The sequence below is a fragment of the Tautonia sp. JC769 genome, from assembly GCF_040717455.1.
Classification (GTDB): Bacteria; Planctomycetota; Planctomycetia; order Isosphaerales; family Isosphaeraceae; genus Tautonia.
On sequence record NZ_JBFEFH010000006.1, the window covers coordinates 98562 to 118932 of the forward strand.

General features: G+C 64.9%; 15 protein-coding genes. 8 read left to right on the forward strand and 7 right to left on the reverse strand.

The window, feature by feature from the left end; translation table 11 throughout:
• Positions 1–13 precede the first annotated feature (13 nt).
• The 5 genes from AB1L88_RS08475 to AB1L88_RS08495 all read left to right on the forward strand — a co-directional run bounded on the left by AB1L88_RS08475 (position 14) and on the right by AB1L88_RS08495 (position 8120).
• Positions 14–3973, forward strand: coding sequence for a DUF4175 family protein (locus AB1L88_RS08475; RefSeq protein WP_367096209.1), 3960 nt, complete (start codon positions 14–16; stop codon positions 3971–3973).
• A gap of 3 nt (positions 3974–3976) precedes the next feature.
• Entirely contained in the window at positions 3977–4858 is an 882-nt protein-coding gene (locus tag AB1L88_RS08480) for a hypothetical protein (RefSeq protein WP_367096210.1), read from the forward strand.
• Positions 4859–5057: 199 nt separating this feature from the next.
• Entirely contained in the window at positions 5058–6002 is a 945-nt protein-coding gene (locus tag AB1L88_RS08485) for a prenyltransferase/squalene oxidase repeat-containing protein (RefSeq protein ID WP_367096211.1), read from the forward strand.
• A gap of 94 nt (positions 6003–6096) precedes the next feature.
• Entirely contained in the window at positions 6097–7383 is a 1287-nt protein-coding gene (locus tag AB1L88_RS08490) for an NPCBM/NEW2 domain-containing protein (protein WP_367096212.1), read from the forward strand.
• Positions 7384–7409: 26 nt separating this feature from the next.
• Positions 7410–8120, forward strand: a complete 711-nt coding sequence (locus tag AB1L88_RS08495; protein WP_367096213.1) for a HAMP domain-containing sensor histidine kinase — start codon at positions 7410–7412, stop codon at positions 8118–8120.
• Positions 8121–8130: 10 nt separating this feature from the next.
• Here AB1L88_RS08495 and AB1L88_RS08500 read toward each other — a convergent pair whose 3' ends face one another.
• Both AB1L88_RS08500 and AB1L88_RS08505 read right to left on the reverse strand, forming a co-directional pair.
• Positions 8131–8916, reverse strand: a complete 786-nt coding sequence (locus AB1L88_RS08500) for a hypothetical protein (RefSeq protein ID WP_367096214.1) — start codon at positions 8914–8916, stop codon at positions 8131–8133.
• A 262-nt stretch (positions 8917–9178) separates the two neighbouring features.
• Entirely contained in the window at positions 9179–9748 is a 570-nt protein-coding gene (locus AB1L88_RS08505; protein ID WP_152050158.1) for a response regulator, read from the reverse strand.
• Between the two features lie 270 nt (positions 9749–10018).
• Here AB1L88_RS08505 and AB1L88_RS08510 point away from each other — a divergent pair, with 270 nt between their 5' ends.
• Complete coding sequence (locus tag AB1L88_RS08510; protein ID WP_367096215.1) at positions 10019–10504, forward strand: MaoC/PaaZ C-terminal domain-containing protein; 486 nt, start codon at positions 10019–10021, stop codon at positions 10502–10504.
• 33 nt (positions 10505–10537) lie between these two features.
• On the opposite strand, the gene AB1L88_RS08515 is transcribed toward AB1L88_RS08510, so the two are convergent.
• The 3 genes from AB1L88_RS08515 to AB1L88_RS08525 all read right to left on the reverse strand — a co-directional run bounded on the left by AB1L88_RS08515 (position 10538) and on the right by AB1L88_RS08525 (position 13582).
• Complete coding sequence (locus AB1L88_RS08515; protein WP_367096216.1) at positions 10538–11416, reverse strand: phosphoenolpyruvate hydrolase family protein; 879 nt, start codon at positions 11414–11416, stop codon at positions 10538–10540.
• Positions 11346–12599: a Tm-1-like ATP-binding domain-containing protein gene (locus AB1L88_RS08520; RefSeq protein WP_367096217.1), complete on the reverse strand. Its 1254-nt coding sequence runs from the start codon at positions 12597–12599 to the stop codon at positions 11346–11348. The genes AB1L88_RS08515 and AB1L88_RS08520 overlap by 71 nt, the downstream gene beginning before the upstream one ends.
• A 185-nt stretch (positions 12600–12784) precedes the next feature.
• The gene (locus AB1L88_RS08525; protein ID WP_367096218.1) at positions 12785–13582 is read right to left on the reverse strand and encodes an aldolase/citrate lyase family protein; all 798 of its coding nucleotides are present in this window, start codon (positions 13580–13582) and stop codon (positions 12785–12787) included.
• A gap of 408 nt (positions 13583–13990) precedes the next feature.
• On the opposite strand from AB1L88_RS08525, the gene AB1L88_RS08530 reads away from it, so the two are divergent.
• A complete protein-coding gene (locus tag AB1L88_RS08530; protein WP_367096219.1) occupies positions 13991–15172 on the forward strand; it encodes a glycosyltransferase family 1 protein in 1182 nt (393 codons plus the stop codon).
• Here the strand turns inward: AB1L88_RS08530 and AB1L88_RS08535 are convergent.
• A complete protein-coding gene (locus tag AB1L88_RS08535) occupies positions 15135–16847 on the reverse strand; it encodes a phospholipid carrier-dependent glycosyltransferase (protein ID WP_367096220.1) in 1713 nt (570 codons plus the stop codon). The genes AB1L88_RS08530 and AB1L88_RS08535 overlap by 38 nt on opposite strands.
• Before the next feature lie 240 nt (positions 16848–17087).
• On the opposite strand from AB1L88_RS08535, the gene AB1L88_RS08540 reads away from it, so the two are divergent.
• Entirely contained in the window at positions 17088–18326 is a 1239-nt protein-coding gene (locus tag AB1L88_RS08540) for a hypothetical protein (RefSeq protein ID WP_367096221.1), read from the forward strand.
• Between the two features lie 31 nt (positions 18327–18357).
• Here AB1L88_RS08540 and AB1L88_RS08545 read toward each other — a convergent pair whose 3' ends face one another.
• Complete coding sequence (locus AB1L88_RS08545) at positions 18358–19734, reverse strand: hypothetical protein (RefSeq protein ID WP_367096222.1); 1377 nt, start codon at positions 19732–19734, stop codon at positions 18358–18360.
• Positions 19735–20371 lie beyond the last annotated feature (637 nt).

The window sequence follows — 20371 nt, forward strand, 5'->3', positions numbered from 1 at the left end:
GAGGAGCGGCGCGATGATGGAACCACTCGATCACCGGATCGCCGGACTCCGAGGCCGCCTGCGCCGGGTCCTTGTCCTGCGAGGCCTCTGCTGGACGATCTTCGCCGCGGTGATGGCCTTCATCACCGTCACCTGGATCGACTGGTTCGTCCCGCTCACCTGGAACGTCCGCGCCGTGGTCCTGGCCCTCGCGGGGAGCGTCGTCGCCCTGGTCGCCTGGCAAGAACTGGTCCGGCCGCTGCTCATCCCATTCGACGATCTTCGGCTCGCGTTGTTGATCGAGCGTCGATGGCCTCACCTCAATGACCGTCTCTCGAGCACCATCGAGTTCCTCAGGGCCCGAGGGGCCTCGGACGTCGCCGACGGTCGGTACGGCTCCGAGGCGCTGAGGGAACTCACCATCGCGCAAGCGATGCGCGAGATCGAAGCGCTGGATTTCCGGAGCATTCTCGACCCGAGGCCGGTCCGGCTCGCCGCGACGATGGCGGGGTGGGTCGTGGCGGTGCTCCTGCTCGAATCGGTCGTCGCGCCGGAATTCCAGGCGATCGCCGCCCGGCGGTTCTTCCTCGATGAGGTTGCCTGGCCGAAGCGCACGGAGCTGGAGATCGCCGAGTCTCCGACCAGGCTCGCTCGGGGCATGCCCTTCGAGCTCACCGCTCAGGCCGGCCTCGGCCGAGAATTGCCGGTGGTCCCCCCCCGATCCTGGTTCGAGGTCCTGAGCCACGTCGCCCCGCCGCTGAAGCTGTTCGACGGTGCCTTGAGGGGCCGTCCGCCCGGATCGGCTCGGATCATCTACCGCTTCGAGGACGGCGAGACGATCGACTCGGCCCTTCGGCCGGACGATCGGGGGACGTTCCACGGCCGACTCGACTCGGTCAACCAGTCGTTCCGCTTCTACGTCGCCGCGGGAGACGACACGACCGACTGGTTGGAGGTGGACGTCGTGCCCCCGCCTTCGCTCGACGAGGTCCAGGTCCAGCTCGTCCCCCCCGCCTACACTCGGCCCTTCGCCAGCGACGAGGAGCGTGAGGCGAACATCGAGACGCTCGCCTCCGATCAGACCCAGATCCGGGCACTACAAGGCTCGGTCGTCCGGTTCAACGCTCGGGCGAACAAGCCCATCCAGGCCGCGAGCTTGATGGTCCATGATGAGTCGACCGACATCCCGGTTTCGATCGAGGAGGATGGGGCGCGGCTTCTGGCGTCGATCGACGCCCAGGGGGCGGGCTCGTACTGGTTCTCGCTCCGGGATCGGGACGGTTTCTCCAACCCCGAGGCGACCCGATACGAATTGCGGACGGTTGTCGACACCCCCCCGCTCGCCCTGATCGTCGAGCCCCAGTTCGACGTCTCGGTGCCGGCCTCCGCGACCGTCCCACTCCGGATTCGGGCCGAAGACGACTTCGGGCTGCAGCTGATCCGCCTGCTTTACACGGTGACCAAGCCCGATTCCGCCGAGGCGGAAGATCACGTGGTCCCCCTCTGGTCGGCGGAGGCCGAGATCGATGGCGGCCGTTCGCTCGCCCAGGAAGTCGAACATCGGCTGGAACTCGCACCGCTCAACGTGACCCCGGGTTCAATCATCACGGTGACCGGCGAGGCCCGAGACTTCTTCAGCAGCGCCGATGACGCCGGCCCTCATCTGACCCGGAGCCGATCGGTGCGAATTCGGGTCATCTCCGAGGACGAGTATCGCGGGCAACTCGATGACCGCAGGCGCGAGCTCCGAGAAGAGATCGAACGCATCTTCGAGATGCAGAAACTGGCCATGCCGCCGGTCCGAGAGGCGATCAACGAACTCGACACCGCCGGCCAGGTTGAGCAAGAAACCGGCGATCGGCTCCGAGAAGCGTCCGTCATGCAGCGCCAGGTCGGCGGTCGGCTCGACGAATCCGGGAATGGGCTCGGCGATCGCATCCAGCGCTTCCTGGATGACATGGACAATGCTCGGATGCCCGACCCCGAAGTCACCGACCAGATGGAGCAGATGAAAGCGGCCGTCGATCGCATCAGGGCCGAGCACCTCCGGCCGGCGGAGCAGGGATTATCCCGGGCGATCCGCGAACTGGAACCCCAGTTCGATGCGCAGAATCGCGGCAATCCCTCGGGTGCGGAACCTCGTGATGCGGCCCCTGAAGGGGCGGATCCCGGCCAGTCCCCTGAGGGTGCGGCCGAGGCGCGACCTTCACAACCCCCGGCGGAGCCGACCGAACAATCCCCGCCCGGCGAGGAGCCCTCGCCGAACCCCTCGACGGAAGGTGACGCCCAGCCCTCTCCCGAGGGCGATCCGGCGACGGCCGGATCACGCCAGTCTCTCGACGAATCGCGCCAGAGTCAGCAGGCGATCGCCAGGGAACTCGAAGCGATGCTTCAGGGCCTGAGCGAATTCGAGACGCTCCGAGGGGTGACTCGCGAGGCCGAGCAACTGCTGAACAATCAGGACGCCGTCAAAAAGGAGACCGAGCAGCGGGCGACGGACCCCGGCCTGATGGGCAAGACCCCCGACCAGCTGAACGCCGAACAAAAGGCCGATCTCCAGAATCTGGCCGATCGCCAGCGTGACGTTTCTAAAGAGTTGCAAGATCTGACCAATCGGATGAGCGAGTTGACCGAGGGGTTGGCCGAGACGGATCCCCTCGCGGCGGAGGCGTTGAAGGACGCCCTTCAACAGATTCAACGCGAGGCCACCACCTCCGAGCTCGGCCAGGCCGCAAATCAGATCGACCGGAATCAGATGGGGCCGGCGGGCCAGACGCAGGACAAGGCCCGGGAGGCCATGCAGGATCTCGTCGACACCCTGAAAAACCGCCGGGAGAACGACCTGGAACGACTGCTCAAGCAACTCCAGGAAACCCGATCGGAACTCGCACAGGCACAGCGCCAGCAGCGTGATTTGCTGGAACGGACCCGCCAGGCACAGGGCGCGAAGGGAGAGCAGGGGGGCCAGCCCCAGGGCGGTCAACAGCAGCCGGGCGGCGAGCAGCCCCAGGGAGGAGAGCAAGCCGGAGAAGGGGATCAGGGTGAAGGCGATCGTGCCCGACTCCAGGAACTCGCCAAGGAGCAAGAGCAACTGGAACAGGAGCTGCGTCGTCAGTTGCAGAAACTCAGGAAACTGCGGGCCGATCAGGCCGCCCGAGCCGGATCACGGGCCGCGTCCCGGATGGGGAACGCCGGCCAGAACCTCGACGAAGGGGAGGGCGAAGCCGCGATCCGAGACGAGGAAGAGGCCCTCAAAGACCTCGAACAGGCCATCGCCGACACCGATCAGGCCATTCAGGAGGCCGAGGATCGGCTCTTGATGGAGCAATTTGCGAAGATCCGGGACCAGCTCCGCGCGTACAATGATCGGCAGAAGCGACTGCTCGAGGAGACCGAGGCGTTCGAGGCCCGCCGAAAGGCCGGGGGTGGGCGCCTCTCCCGGGCCGACAGCTTCGATGTCCGCAACCTCGGGCGTGCTCAGGCCGGCCTGAAGGATGAGACCGCGTCCCTGGCCGAGCGACTCGATGGTGCCCCGGTCTTCAAGCTTTCCCTGGAACGAGCCATGGCCCGGATGGTCGAGGCGGCGGACCAACTCGCCGAGATCGAGACGGGGGTCGAGACCCAACGGGCCGAGGAAGAGGCCATTCGCTGGCTCGATCGCCTGGTCGCATCGCTCAATCCTGCCGGCGAGGACGGCGATGACGATGACCCTCAGAACGGCCAGGAGGGTGAGGGACGCCCGATGCAAGGCGGCCAGGGCCAGGCAGGGCAGGGGGACGGCATCCCCGCCGAGGCCCAGATCCGCATGCTCAAGGCGATGCAAGAGGATATCAATCTTCGTACCCAGGAGCTGGACGAACTGAAGCGGCAGGACGAACCCCTGTCTGAAGCCCAGGAGCAGGAGTTCGTCCGCCTGGAAGAAGACCAACACACCATTGCCGACCTGCTTCGAGACCTCATTCGGCCCCGACGACCCGACGGTCTGGAGGACTAACTCATGCCCGCGATGCGATGTTCGATCCCGACGCTGGCCCTGGTCCTCGGGATCGGCCTGACGGCCTCCGCCCAGGACGACGCGCTCGATCGCCTGCTGGACGAAATCCAGCAAGGAACCAAGCCGTCCGAGGGCGAGAAACCGGCGGAGAAACCCTCCCGGGGCGACTCCGAGAAACCCTCATCGACCCCGCTGGGAGACGCCGAGGCCGATGTCGACAAGCTCCTCGAAGGCCTGATCGGTCCCCGGTCCGATCGGCCCGATGCCGCCGGCCAGGCTCCCTCCGACCTGGGGCTCGACGTCATGCCCGAGCGTCCCGACCAGCTCCGCGACGACGCCCGCGACGACCTTGATCGCGAAGAACAAGCCTTCGATGATTACCTCAGGCGCCTCCTCGGCCGCATCGACCCGCCCAAGCAAGACGACCAGCGGCAGCAGTCCTCCGAGGAAGGCGGTCCGCTCTCGGAAACCATGGAGAAGATGCGGGAGGTCGAGAAACGCCTCTCGGAACTCGACACCGGTGACCAGACCCGGGAACAGCAGGAGCAGATCGTCCGTGATTTCGACGAGTTGCTCCGCCGCATTCGACAGCAGCAGCAACAACAACAGCAACAGCAGCAGCAACAAACCGAGATGGCCGGGCAACAGCCCCAGGACCAGGGGCAAGACCAGAACGGCGAGAATAACGGCGAGCAGACCGGTGCCCCTCCGAAAACTCCCGAGCAGAATCCCGCGCTGGTCAACGCCAAGGACTCCTGGGGCCACCTCCAGGAATCGCTCCGGGAGGTCATGGGCAACGTGAGCCGGATGATGCCGCTTGACCAGCGCCGCGAATTGATCGAGCGTTATTTCCTGTCGGTGGCGAAGAAGGGCGTGGAACGGTGATTCACCCGAAGGTCCCGTGACCTCGCGTGATATTGGAGTCTCGACCATGGGTCATCACCCCTCAGAGCGATCGACGTCGTTGTCGCGCCGGCGGTTCGCTCGACTCGCCTTGCTCGGGTTCGGGGCATCGGTCGCGGGCCCGCTCTCGTCGGTCTCCGGCCGTCAGGAGACGGGATTCCGGGAGGGCCGAACCGGTGAGGTGCCCGAGGGTTCGGCCGCGCTGGTCGATGACCGGACGATTCGGGCGATCGATGACGGGCTTTCCTGGCTCGCCGCGAACCAGGCTCCCGACGGCTCTTACGGCAGCGGTTCGTATCGGGCTGCCATTTCGAGCCTTGCGGGCCTGGCCTTCATGGGTAATGGCTCATCGCCCGGGAGAGGCCCCTACGGCCGGAACATCGACGAGGCCCTCGGCTATGTCATGTCGTGTGCCGATGCGTCCGGGTTCGTCTCCAGCCCGCCGCCCTCGAACAATCCCATGTATGGCCACGGGTTCGCCACCCTCTTCCTGGCCGAAGCCTACGGCATGTCGCGCCGATCGGAACTGAGACCGATCCTGGAGCGGGCGGTCCGCCTCATCATCGATACGCAGAATGACGAAGGAGGGTGGCGCTACCAGCCGGTCCCGGACGACGCGGACTTGTCCGTGACGATCTGTCAGATCAACGCCCTGCGCGCCGCCCGGAACGCCGGCCTCTTCGTGCCCAAGGAGACGGTCGAGGAGTGCATCGACTACGTCAATCAGGCGCAGAACCCCGATGGCGGCTTCCGTTACATGTTGAGGGGTGGTTCCAGCGCCTTCCCTCGATCGGCCGCGGGAGTCGTCGCGCTCTACAGTGCCGCCGTTTACAACGATCAGGCGGTCGACGACGGGATCGAGTATCTCAAGCAGCACCGCCCCGATGACCGCTTCCTCCGCCGGCTCCCCCACTACTTCTACGGCCATTACTATGCCGCCCAGGCCATGTGGATCCGGGGGGGCGACGACTGGAACCGATGGTACCCCGCCATCCGGGACGAACTGCTCAATGACCAGGAACCCGATGGGTCCTGGTCTGATGGGTTCGGCCCGGCTTATGGGACGGCCATGGCCCTCATCATCCTCCAGCTCCCGTTCAGTTGCCTGCCGATTTTCCAGCGGTAGGAGATGCTCCCCTCCGCATCGTGCATCTCGTCGATCGCGCGATTCTCTGCCGCGATCGCATCGCGAGATCGTTGCCAAAGGCATGACCGTGACCATGACGATCGCGACCCGACCCTCGATCCTGTTGCTGATACTCTCGATCGGAGGCTGGCTGGGAACCGCCGGGCTCGCCGAGGCCCGGCAGGACGCGCCCGACCCGCTCCCCTCGGACCCGATCTTCGATGCCCTCCTGGGCGACGGCACGATCATCACGGGTCGGATTCGCTCGATGGCCCCCGATGGCCAACTGGCATTGGTCGACGAGGAGGGACGTGACCACATCCTCCCGGGCGAGGATCTGGTCAAGCTGACCAGGTCGCGGTCCGTCCCGACGCAATCGGTCCCGGATGCCCCGCTGGTCATCCTTCCGCTCGGCGACCAGATCCGAGGACAGCTTGATGAGGCCGACGAACGCGACCTCGCGCTAAGGTCGGCCGTTTTTGGCGAATTGACCATTCCGCTCGAGGGCATCCTGGGGTTTTCCGTCCTGCCCGCCCCCAATCCTCAGGCAGAGGCAGCCACGGCCGAGAGTCTTCGAGACACGACACTCGCATCCGACCGCATCTTCCTGGTCAATGGCGATGCGCGCGATGTGACGTTCTCGGCACTTGGTGAGTCGGACGTGAGTTACCTGGATGCCAATCGCTTGCAAAAACTGCCCAAGGAAATGGTCCAGGCGGTGGGACTCGACCCGGGATTGCTCCAGGTCCCCGAGGTGCCGGATCGTTCATTCGATTTCCTGTTTACCGACGCGAGCCGGCTTCGATTGGTCGACCCGACCCTCCAGGCCGGTCGATTGAAGGGAACGACGCTCTTCGGCGTCGAGATCGATGCTCCGATCGACCGGATCGCCACCTGCTACGCGTTGAACGATCGGATCGTCTACCTCTCGGGCCAGGAAGCGGCCCGGGAGGTCTCCGTTCCCTACGTGGGCCCGGCCCGCCCCGTCCAGAGCAATCGATCGGTCTTCGGCGACCCGATTACCGTCAACGGCCGACATTACGTCCGGGGGCTCGGGACGCAAAGCCGATCCCTGCTGGCATTTCCGCTGCAGCCGAGTGATCAACGCTTCCAGGCCCGAATCGCCCTGGATGACCTGGCCGGGCCGCTGGGGAACGTCGTGTTTCGCGTCCTCGTGGATGGCGAGGAGCGTTATGCGTCGCCACCGGTGACCTCAGGCGTCGATCCCATCGCGGTCGATGTCGACGTGTCGGGGGGGCAGTTCCTGATTCTTGCGACCGAGTTCGGGCAGGGGGGCGGCATTCGTGATTACGCCGCCTGGATCGACGCTCGCCTGATCCGCAACTTGGGCGACGAGGAGCCTCCGGTCGCTGGAAACTGAACTCACGTTCGATTATGCTTCGGTCCATGCGAGAGAATATACCGACACCCTATGGACCCGATCGTGAACGCCAGCTCGCGCACCTCGCGTCGAGCGTGGGCCACCATCTCATCAACGCATTCAGCGCGGTTGTGAGCAATGCCGAGATCCTGAAGCTCCCCAGCCCTTCGGACTCACACGCGGATCCCGAGCTTGCGGAGACGGTGGACGTGATCGTGAACGTCTCGGTCAAGGCCTCGGGGGTTGCCCGTCGGCTGATCGATTTCACTCGTCCTTCGACGCAGCCCCTGGAGCAGCCGGTCGATCCGGTCCAGATCCTCCGGGAAGTCATGTCCGAGTTCTCGCCGTCCTATCCGGAGGTTTCCTGGGTCTGCGAGTGTCAGTCGGTCGCGACCCTCCCCGGAGATCCTGCCCAGCTACGATCCATGTTCGCGTATCTGCTCCTGAACGCGATCGAGGCACTCCGCCCGACGGGCGGCCAGATTTCGGTCCGATCTCAGTTCGAGGAGCCCGAGTGGACAAGCCTGATCATCGAGGACAATGGTCTCGGCATGGATGCGATGATCCAGGAGCAGGCGCTCGACCCGTTTTTCTCGACGAAACCCGGCCGCCTGGGGATCGGGCTTTGTCTGGCCAACAGCATTTGGCGACGGCACGGGGGCACGCTCTCCATCCGCAGCAAGCCTGGCCAGGGAACCGTACTGCGGATGAGTTACAGCAACCAGCGCCGCTCATAGGCGGTCACGGTCATTCGGGTGACCGATCGGCGCGGGCGTCGAACGGCTCGTCCCGGGAACGAACAGGGGCTTCCGGAAACACGAACTCCGCGGCGCGGATCAGTCCTCTTGGCGATGCCTGGACGCGGAGTTTCGCCCCAAGCATTTCGAGTCGTTCCAGACTCAAGGCAATCCGGGAACCGGGGTCGGTCCCGACTTCTTCCAGGCAGACGAGCCGACTGAAGAGGGGATCCTCGCGAAGACTCGTGAGGTTCGTGATCAATTCCTCGGAGGTCGAGGACATCGAGAGGCGGCTGATCTTGGGGTCCTTCGAGGATTCGGACGTCAGGATCAACGACACGGAGTCGCCGGGCTTCGCCGATCCGACCGCCAGGGCGGCCCATTCGAGCAAGGCCTCCAGGCAGAGCATGCGGTCCGTGACGATCGGCCGGATCGCTCCTTCGAGCGTGCAGTTCCAGGCGACGCCTCGCCCGAACGCCTCGGGCATGACTTGCCGGTCGATCTCGATCAACAGTTCGTCGGGCCGGACGGCCTCGAAGCGCGGCGAGGGGAGCGCCTGCACCTGTTCGAGGTAGTCGAGATAGCGCTGGGTCAGGACCGCAACGTCATCACACATGCTCGCCGCGGTGGCCAGGTGGGGCTGGACGCTCTCCGGCACGGTCGAGTCGAGGCCGAGCGACTCGACCGCGTTGCGAATCTCAATCAGGGGTTTTTCGAGGTGTTCGCCGATCGCCGCAAGAACCTCGCGTAACTCGGGAACATCATGAACCGTCCTGAAGGCCCCTCCGAAATCCAAGGGGGCGGGGTCAGCACATCCATGCATAACAATTGCCTGGGAGGGCGGATCGATCGGGTATCGCGACTCAGCGACGCGTTCGAGGAACACCCAGGACGTGGGGGTTCACGTTGTCCGACGGGGGGCAAGCGGTGAGCACTCGGACGGGAATCCTCGATCCCTTGCGATGGTCAGGCTACAGTCGGTCCGACCGTCGTGTCAACCATCGCGGGGTCGAGCATCACGACTTTCGGGCCGACCGCTCGGCGGAATCATCGGGCGATCAAATCAATTCATGCGCATGGACGATCGTTTCGGCGAGCTTGGCCATGGCGATGCGGCGATCCTGACTCTCGCGCTGCAGGAATCGGAAGGCCTCGGCCTCCGTCAGGTTCTTGCGAGACATGATGATTCCCTTGGCCTTTTCGATCATCTTCCGGTCGCGGAGGGTCGCCTCCAGCTCTTCGCTCCGTTTCTTGTATTGATCGAGCTCCCGGGCCTTGGCGACCGCCATTTGGATGGCAGCATTGAGGGCAGGGCCGGTCACCGGCTTCAGCAAATACTGGATGGCCCCTTCCTGGATCGCAGCCTCGACCAGCTCGGGCTGACCGTGTGCGGTCAGGATGATGACGGGTGTTCCGGGGTCCTGGGCAATCTGGCGAGCCGCGGAAAGTCCGTCAAGGCCGGGCATTTCGATGTCGAGAATCGCCACATCTGGCAAGGTACGGCGGCACATCTCGATCGCACGCTGGCCATCTTCTGCGACCGCGGCGACGCTATATCCCATTCTGCTCAGAATCTGCTGGAGGCTTGCCCCCACCTTCCGATCATCATCGGCGATGAGCACCTTCATTGCGATGAGCTCCCTTCGTCGGTCGCCGTCGCTCGTCACGAGATTGAGTCGAGGCTGCAAAGAAGGATCGTACCACGGTACAATCCTCGTGCCAAAGAGACGTTCGACAGAATTCTTCGAGTTCGACCGTTCATCACGCGCCCAGATAGGCCGTCATCGGCCGTCGCTGGACGTTCATCCCAGGCCTCGCTACCGTGAGCGTCCCCACCCCCGGCGGTGAGAGGACGGCGCCTGGAGCCCGATCCGCCGAAACCCAAGAGCTTGAAATCCGTGAACGTCCACGTCCCCCAGGTGTTGTACTTCCAGGATTTGCGTGTTGGAGAGTCCTGGGAGAGTGTCTCCCGAACGGTGACTCAGGCGGAAATCTCGCTATTCGCAGGGCTCTCGGGCGATTTCAATGCGCTCCATGTCGACCACGAAGCGGCCCGAACGGGGCCGTTCGGGCAGCCGGTTGCTCATGGGTTGCTCGGACTGGCGATCGCCAGCGGGCTCGGGACGACCGCACCCCGAGTCGAGACGATGGCATTCCTGGAGATCGTCTCCTGGTCGTTTCGGAATCCGATCGCGATTGGCGACACAATCCGGGTCATCACCCGCGTCGAGTCGCTTGAACCTCGCGCGAAAGGGCGTCGAGGCGTCGTGACCTGGAACCGCCAGGTTCTCAACCAGCGGGGGGAGGTGGTGCAGGAAGGGCAGACGCGAACCCTGGTCCGGGGCCGCCCCAGCCCGACCGCTGACGACGGCGATGCGTCCTGACTTTCTCCAACAAGAGCCGCCGGTCCTCTCGGCTCACGACTCGGGCAATCGCAACGCCGAGAAGGCCCGAACCTGATCGACGATCGCCGGTTCCGTCGGGAGCCGCTCGATGCTGCTTGCTCCGAAGAAGCCCACGACACCTCGGGTCCGTGCCAGCACTTCGGCCGCGTCGGCAGGCTCGGCGATCGGCCCGCCGTGGCACAGGACCAGGACATCGGGCCGTCTCGCGTGGGCTGCGTCGGCCATCGCTTGAACGCGCCCGATCGCCTCGTCGATGCCCAAAGCGGATTGCGCCCCGATCATCCCCTTCGTGGTCAGCCCGACGTGAGCGACCACCACGTCCGCCCCTGCGCTCGCCATCGCGGAGGCCTCGTCCTGATTGTGCACATAAGGACAAGTCAGGAGGCCGAGCTGATGGGCCCGAGCGATCATGTCGACCTCCTTGTCGTAGCCCATGCCGGTCTCCTCAAGCCCTCTCCGGAACTGGCCGTCGATCAATCCGACGGTGGGGAAATTCTGCACCCCGGCGAAACCGGCGTCTCGGATCTCCTTGAGAAACCGGTCCATGATCCGGAAGGGGTCGGTCCCACAGACTCCCGCGAGGACCGGCGTGTGATCGATCACCGGCAAGACCTCGCGTGCCATCTCCATGACGATGGCGTTGGCGTCGCCGTAGGGCATCAGTCCGGCAAGGCTCCCACGCCCGGCCATCCGAAATCGGCCCGAGTTGTAGAGGATGATCAGGTCGATTCCGCCCGCCTCGGCACACTTGGCGCTCAGACCGGTGCCGGCCCCCCCCCCGATGATGGGCCGCCCCTCGGCAACCTTCTGCCGGAAGCGGTCAAGGATGCTCTGACGAGTCACTGGATCGGTACCTCGTATTTGCGTCCGAGAGTCGAGCCACCGCGGCATCGGCGAACCTGGGATCGTTCAGATGCAAGGGGAGCGATTCGACCCTCGTGTGAGTCGCTCCACGCAGCCCGTCCCGGATCGCCGAGAACAGGGCTGCATCTGCTTCAGGGTCGTGAAAGGGTTGTCCAGGAGCATCGAGCGCGGACACCCCCTGTTCCGGGATCAACACGATCGTTTCCACGCGAGCGTTGAAGAGCGCCTGAGCCATTCGTTCCCCGATTGCCCTGCATTCGTCGGGCAGGGTCCGCATCAAGGTGACGGTCGGATTGTGGACGTGGAAGGTTCGGCCTTTGAAGCGTTCGGGAACGGTTTCCAGGGGGCCGAAGTTCACCATGTCGAGCGCCCCGACGCTGACAACCTGCGGGATCGACGCGTCGACCGCGGCGGTCAGCCGGTCTGGCCCGGCGGAGAGAACGCCCCCGACCAGCTCGTCGGCCAGTTCGGTCGTGGTGAGGTCGAGCACCCCGTCGACCTGCCCGTCACGGATCAAGCCTTCCATCGCCTGGCCGCCCACCCCGGTCGCGTGGAAGACGATCACTTCGGCCCCCTGGGCTTCGAGCCGAGTCCGAGCCCGATCGACGCACGGTGTCGTGACACCGAACATGGTGGCCGTGATCAGAGGAGCCTCAGAAGGCGTAGAATCGGGACGGGGACGGGCTTGACCCCGGACCATGCCGATCATGGCGTCGGCAGCGTTGATCAGGACCCGGCGAGTGATCCGATTCAGGCCGGCGAGGTCGGCGACCGACGGGAGCATCATGAGGTCGCTGCCGCCGACATAAGGACGGGTCTCGCCGCTCGCCAGGGTACTGACCATCAGCTTCGGAAGCCCGAAGGGGGCGGCCCGCATCGCGGTGGTGCCGATGGTCGTCCCCGCCGATCCTCCGATCGCAAGAATCCCCTCGATGCCTCCTTCTGAAAGGAACTGTTCGACCAGGCGAGCGGCCCCTTGAGCCGCGGCGGACACCGCTCGGCCCCGATCGCGATGCCGACGCACCTCGTCGATCGACGATCCTGCGGCCTCGAACACGCGATGTCGGGGGATATCCGGTTCGATTGCTTCGGGATCGCCCGTCCCCGCGTCGATGACCAGGACTTTGATGCCCTCCGATCGGAGCCGATCACGAAGGACTCCCAGTTCCCGGCCCTTCGTGTCGAGCGTACCGATCAGGAGGACCGCCATCGCAACACTCCCGGCGTTGATCGATTCCGAGACCAAACGAACCCAAAATCGGTCCCGAGACCAAACGAACCCCAATGGGGTCCGGTTCTGAGAAGAACCGATCTCCCAGGCTTCCGGATTCTAAAAGGCCCGCCCGGGCACCGGTCGCGGTGAGCTCACGCCTCGCGAGCGAGCCAGGCCCGGAATCAGTAGTTTGCCAGGGCCGAAGCGGCCTCTCCCTGGTTGAATCGATCTGCCAGCGCAGTGGCATACTGGAGCATCATGGCCAGTTCGCTCCCGACGGCGATGAAGCGCCACCCCTCGTCGATCCGACGCTGCGCATCCTCGGGGTTTTTGACGTGAATCCCGCAGGGGACCTGATGTCGAGCCGCGGCCTCTCGGATCCGGAGGAGCACCTCCTCGACCCGCTGCGGGGTGGGAGTCACCCCTTTCGCGTCTCGGAGCGAGGCAGCCAGGTCGTTCGGACCCACAAAGATCGCGTCGATGCCGGGAACGGCGTAAATCTCGTCGGCGCGCTCGACGGCCTCGATGTGCTCGGTCTGGATGACGACGAGGACTTCCTCATCGGCCCCTGAATAGTACTGATCGGCCGTCGTGCCGTAATTCAAGGCATGCAACGAGCCGCCGAGTGACCGATTGCCCAGGGGGGGGTACTTGCAGGCGGCCACCGCGACCCGGGCCTCCTCGGGAGTCATGACCATGGGGACGACGATCCCCATGGCCCCGCAATCGAGGACGGACTTGATCAGGTCGTGCCGACAGCAGGAAACACGCGCCAGCGGAGTGCAACCCGCGTCAGCGATCGCGCCGAACATCAAGGCCGCGGTCTGGATGTCGGTATGCGTGTGCTCGAGGTCGACCGTCAGCCAGGGGAGTCCAGTACGCGCCAGGAATCGAGCGGCGAAGGTGCTTCCGAGAGACAACCAGGTACCGACCTGCGGCTTCCCCTCACGAAGCGCCCGCTTGACGGGGTTAGGCTTCACGGATCGTTGCTCCCCAATCGGAAGGATCGAAGTGGTGCCCAGGGCCGATCAGGAGGCGACCGGCCGGGGGATCAGGCACCAGTCTGTCACGGTACCCCTGGGCGGGCAAGCCGTTGATGGCCCGGCCCACCCGAGGCGGTCCCACGATTCGAGGGGACGCTCCCCGGAACCCCTCCGCCTCGACGACGAGAATACGACTCGAACGCCACGCGGAGTCACCGATTGCCGACGGCCAACTTTATCAATCATTGCCGACATGTTAATTGAGATTTTTTCCGGAAACGACCGGATGGCATGGCGTCCCTCTCGATGGAATGCGATGATACCGGAGCCCCGAGAATCGAGGCGCTCGAGACGGGCCAGCGTCCGGGTTGTCCTCTGAATAAAAGGGTTACGCGAGGCGTGGGCATGCGGATCACGATCGTCACCGAGACCTATTTCCCGCAAGTCAATGGCGTCTCCCGGACGCTCTCTCAACTCGTGCGGGTCTTGACTGCCTCGGGCGATACGATTCAGCTGATTCACCCGGATTACGGGACGCCCTCCGTCTCAGAAGATGGCTGCGGCAGCTATCGGGTCCCCTCGCTCCGAGTCCCGTTTTACCCCGAGGTCCGTCTCCCTCGCCCCCCCTATCGGGCGGTTTGCCGGGCGATCGGGACATTTCGGCCGGATCTCATCCATATCGCGACCGAGGCGACGCTGGGGCTGGCGGTCCTGCAACGGGCCCTGGCGGATGGCCTGCCGGTCGTCTCCAGTTTCCACACCAATTTCGATCAGTATTCCGACCACTACCAGGTCGGTTGGGCCCGGGGATTGATCTGGCGGTACCTTCGCTGGTTCCATAATCGCACTCGGGAAACGTATGTTCCCTCCCGTTCCAGCATCGAGGCCCTGAAGGATCGCGAGTTCGAGAACCTCGTGCTTTGGCCCAGGGGGGTGGACGCCGACCTCTTTCGCCCGGACCGTCCGGGCCGTGCGGCCGTGCGCAAGGCGTTGGGATTCGGGCCGGACGACGTGGTCATCGCTTACGTGGGGCGTCTCGCCGCCGAGAAGAACATCGACTACCTGGCCGAGGTGCTCCGCCAATCGGCGTCTGAGTGTGCCCGGATTCGGCTGCTCATCGTGGGAGACGGCCCGAGTCGATCGCTCGTGGAAGCTCGGCTGGGAACGATGGCGCGTTGTGTCGGATTTCGATCCGGCGAGGAACTGGCCGATCACTACGCCGCCGCCGATCTCTTCGCCTTCGCCAGCCGCACCGAGACGTTCGGCAACGTGGTGCTCGAGGCGCTCGCGTCGGGACTTCCCGCGGTCGTCCTGGCCGATGGCGGCCCGGCGGAGATCGTGCAACACGGTGAAACCGGCCTGGCGATCCCTCCCGATGCTCCGACGTCTCGCTTCGCCGACGCCCTGCTGACCCTGGCAGAAGATGCTCCCCTCCGCCATCGGCTCGCGGAAAACGCCCGCGAGTATGCCCGCTCCCAGAGTTGGGAGCAGATCATGGGGACGCTCCGCGAGCGTTATGCCCGAATCGTCGAGGGGCCGGTCCCGACGGTCACCCCTGTTGGCCGAGCATTGAGCCCGCTCGACTGAGTTCCGCGAAGCGGTCCCTGCGCACCCAGAGCCCTCGTCCATCGGGCGAGACCGGGATCCGGTAGAGGCTCGCAGGGAGGTAATCGCCTTCGAGGAACTCCTTGAGCTCGGGAAATGGAGGATACGCCACCATCACGATTTCCGGCCGATTTGCGCGGAGATCGCTCATGAGCTCGGTGATCTTCGGTGTGACCACCGAGTGGGGACGATCGGCATAGTCCCGCATCAGATTATTCGTGAAGAAGTGTCGCGATGGGGCGTCCATGTTTGAATAGAAATTCAAGGGGCTTTGCCATCCCCAGACCAGGAGGGTGGGATCGCTCCAATCGGCGGTTCGCTCGCCCAGGTCCTTGCCGATCGTTCGGAGTTGGACCCATTGGCCTCCCCCCTTATGGCGGATCGTCAATTGCTCGGCGGGAACGAGCAGATAGTCTTTGACTTGAATCAATGTGAACCCGAAGATTGCCATTCCCATTCCAAAGATGACGAGCCGCGATCGCCAGGTCTTGCGGCTTGCGGCCATCAGGTCGGCCAGGGTGATCCCCACCACCAGCGCCACGCCAGGAGTCGGGAGCAGGTAGTAATGGGCCCAGTACAATCGTGGCGCCACGACCTGAATGATCGCCGAGATCGTCCAGCCGATCAGGACCAGGCGACCGAAACCGGGTCGGCGGACGGCGAGTTGCAGCAAGGACGGAACGGCCACGAGCCAGATCGGCCAGGAACCGCTTCCCCACCAGACCAGATATCTGGTCGAACCGAAGGGCGGCGGCAGGGTTCCCGAGGGGTCGGCATTGCCCGTGAGCCATCGGATCGCGGGTGACGGCGCGTTCGGCTCGGGCTCGACATCGGTCGCCAGGGCTCGACCGGCCAGGACGATGTCGTCGTAGGCGTCGTCGAGGACCCCTTGTGCCGCGAGCGTCCCGATCAGCACCAGGGCAACCGCCGCGAATCCGCCGACGAAACCAACAAGCGATCGGAACCGTTGGAAGGACCGGGACCGGCCCTCATCGGCCTGGCCGGGCATCGCGACGATCGCCAGTCCGAGCACGAGGAGGTGCAGGGCCGCCACCTGCTTCACCGCGGTTGCCAGGCCCACCGCGATTCCCGCGAGAACGAGCCACGCGAGCCGGCGATTCGTCGCTTGCTCCGCCTTCAGGACGGCCGCCAATGCAGCCAGGGCGAAACAGTTGATCGCCTGCTCGAGTTGCGCGCCATTGCCGTAGACATAAGGATCCGTGCTCAGCAAGACATACAGGTATGCGGAGATCGCGGCGGCGACCGGCCCACCGAGCCTCGAACCGATCCACCAGACCATTAAAACCGTGAGCAACACGAGCGGTATCGGCAACAGTCGGATTGCCAATTCGTTCGCCCCGCCGATCGCGACCGAGGCCGCATACAGCCAGTAACCCAGCGGGGGCTTGTTCTCGCTCAGGTCCGCGTAGAGACGATCACCTTGCACCAGCTTCCGAGCCATGTAGCCGTAGGCGGCCTCGTCGCAATCGAGCGGCTCGACCTGCCCTTGCACGACGGGCCAGGGGGCGACCCCAAGTCGCGATTCGACTGCCGGCGCGAAGGTATGGCCACGCCACCAGGCCGCGAAGAGCAGGGTGGCTGCGAGTCCGGCGATTGCCCAGCGAGAAGTGCTGGATCGGGTGGCAGCGTTGGCCAACAGATCCCTCCTCGGGTTAAAATCAGAATCGGACGTTCGCCCCTGGCCAGCCGCTGGCAAGGGTTCTCCTCTGACCCACGGCGATGCACCGCGATGGTTCCACCCGATTCTACAACGCCGGCCCCGGTTTCGGCAGCCGATCGGGCCATCGAACTTCCGAAGCCGATCGGCCATCTCCGCGCCGCAATCCCGGCCGTGATCTTCGGGGCTGCGCTGGTTCTTCTTGCCGCTCCGCCCCGGATGAGCGGGAACGTCTGGTCGCGTTACATGACGATCGAGTCGATCGTCGAGCGAGGTACCCTGGCGGTCGATGAATCGCCCTATCTCGGGCCGAGCGGCTCTCCCGATCTCGCCAAGTTCCGGGGGCGGCTCTTTTCCGACAAACCACCCGTACTCCCTGCGATGGGAGCGGCCGTCTATGGCCCCTTGTACGCCTCCGGATACCGGATGTTCGACCTGAGCTCTCCCCGCGCCTTCGTCGAATCCTTCGGGCCGGTCAATCGGGCGCTCGTCGCGATCCTCATCGCGATCCCCTCGGCGATGGCCCTGTACGCACTCCGCAGGATGTTCCAGGCGGTCGACATCCACCGAACCCTGGCGGATTACCTCACCCTCGGATTCGGCTTCAGCTCACTCCTGCTGAGCTACGGCGTCACCTTCAACAACCACAGCGTTGCCGCGGGACTGCTCACCTCTGCGTTTTCCCTGGTGGTTCTCGATCCCTTGAGCACGCGGCCGAGCCGGATCCGGAGCGGTCTGGCCGGGTTCCTCGCCGCGCTCGGCGCCACCATCGACCTGCCTGCAGGGGGATCGGTCTGGATCGGTTTGTGTGCCTGGACGATGATCCGATCACGACGGGCAGGGGGAGCGTTCCTCATCGGCTCCGCGTTGCCGATCCTGTCACACACCCTTCTGCAATCGTTCGTCACGGGGACGCCATTGCCGGTCGAGATGTACCCCGAGGCCCTTGCTTATGAGGGGTCGTACTGGGCGACGGAGGTCGGAACGTATCGAGAAACGATCCCCCGTTCCTGGTTCCTCGTGGAGTTGATTGCTGGTCCCCAGGGGTGGCTCACCGTGACCCCGGTCCTGGTCTTCGCGCCCGTTGGCATGGCACTGACGATGCTCTTCCGTCGTGATGCCCTCCGTGCCGGGGCGATCGTGGTAGCGACGGTGTCTGGAGTCCTGCTCACCTACTACAGCTTCGGCGTCCGGCGAACGGACTACTCGGGGCAGTCGTTCGGGGTGCGTCACCTGTTGCCGATCACACCGATCGTCTTCCTGTTCGCCGTCGCCGCTCTTGAACGGCTCCGCCATGTCGCCTGGCGGATGGTGTTCGTCCTGCTGATGCTGCTCGGATCGGTCTATGCGATTGCCGGGATGAACGACCCCTGGAGGCGCATCGAGCGTCGAGACGATCTCTCTCTCCGTCTTGCTCAGCGGTTCGTCCTCTACCGTCACAGTAGTTATCACCGTTGATCGGACCCGGATTCGATCGCCATCGGATCATTCAGATCCCCTCGCCGTCGTCCTGCTCCGACTCACAGGGCGGGGGGGACTGCCCCCTCAGCTCTCCATCCCAGGCGATGGCCCCCACATCATCTGGCCCTCCCCGGTTCCACACCCTCGGCTCGTACTCGCCCCCGTCGTCCTGGCCGTTCGGGCCGATGGAGGCGACGACGAACCGTCCCTCGGGTCGATGGAGACGGAATGCCTCGCCCGAGAACGGGTCGAGGGGCATTTGCGGGAGCAGGTCGTCCTCAATCGCCTCGATCGACACCGGCCAGTCGCCGTGTCGGAGTCGGTGCCGTTCGGCAGCGAGCAGGACGACCATCGATCCGAGCTCCGCCTCCGCCCGACGCAGCGCCAGGTCCGCCGATCGGCTGGCAGGGGTGAGCAGGATTGCCATCGTCTTTGTCCATCCCGCATGCCATTCGGCCTGCTCCTCCTCAATCCATCGCTCCCAGGCCTCCCAGCGTTCGGGTCGCTCGTGGGCCGGGAGCCGGGCGATCGCTACCGACTCGTTGAGGAACTCCAGTGCCAGTGCGAGTTGATTCTCGAATGCCAACCTCCCCCACGGCGAGACGGGAGTGACCGGGTCTCCATACTCGAAGGAATCGCCCCCGCTCAGGTGATCGATAGGAATTTCCTCGTCGGCGATCCGGCGGATCATCTCGACCATCATGGCCCGCTCCCCCTTCATGCCGTACAGCACGAGCGGCCGCAGAGATTCCGCGAACAAATCCGCCTGAAGCCGTTCCAGTGCGGCGTCCGAGGCCTCACCCTGTCCGATCGCCCTCAAGGCCGCATTGATGCCGACCCCGTCAATGGCTATCCTCATCAGTTGCGAGACCAAAAACGGCTCGTCGCCGATCGATCTGGCAACGCCGAGGATCCCTCGGCATGAGTCGATCGCCCCGTCCAGCTCCCCGTCCTGCGCCAACACCGCCGAGTCGATCATCAAGAGCTGGGCGGCCGTCTTGGCTTCCACAGTCTCTCCCAAGAGCGTGTCAATCACTGCCGGAGGGATCCAGAGATCATGATGCCCCATCTCGTAGTCGGCTACGGTTCGGGCAATTACCACTGCCTCCAAGAACGTCTTGACCTCCGCACGTAGGCTTGACTCGGTCTGTTCGTCGAGCCGGACGTTTGGTTGGAGATCCGCCAGACGATCGAAGGCCATCATCAGCTCCGTCGGAGGCGGATTGACCCAGCCGGGCATCTCCGGCGGCTCATGATCTGGCCAGCCGTCGGGGAGGAGTTCAAGGGCCTCCCCGATCACGATGGCAGCGTTCTCCTCGGGATCGACCGTCGTTCGGTTCGCCAGGAGGTCGTCGATCCTCCAGTTCGGATCGTCCTGGTCGGCAGCGGAAACGGCCGAATCCATCCGATGATCGACCATTGCGCCGATCCGAATTCCCGCCATGAACGATCCGAGTAGAGCCACAACAGCGGGCATCCCGATCACCCAGGGCAGAACCCGCCAGTAGAACCGTGCCAGGCGAGCGAACCGAGAGGGTCTGTTCCCATGCTCGCTCGATCGTTTCCCGATCGGCCGTTCCAGAAGGCTCGCGAATCGTGACGACCAACCCTGCGGCCTCCCCCTGCGCAACAGGCCCACGACCATGCCCAGGAACCCACCGCTCACCGCACCGATGGCTGCGAACGAGAGCGCGAAGCCGAGGCCCCGGACCGTCCACATCGAGACGGCAAAGCCTCGCCCCGCTCCGAATGCCATCGCGCTGAGCATGAGGCCGGCGATCGCGACAATCGCCCCGATCGGCACGCCGATCGACGATACCACCAGGGCACCGCAGATCGCCCCTCGCCGGGTCGTCGGGAGGACTCCCTTCGCCTGTTCCTTCGGTGGGCTCGCAGCCGGGGCGGTCGTCGGGGCCACATAGTACGGAGGATCGTCAGGATCTGTTGTCATGGTTGCCGCGCCCCGCACCTCCGTCGCCATCGTCGGGAGAGTTCCCCGGGACGAGTGCGGGGATCGTCGCAGCCTCCCGAGCAATCACAAA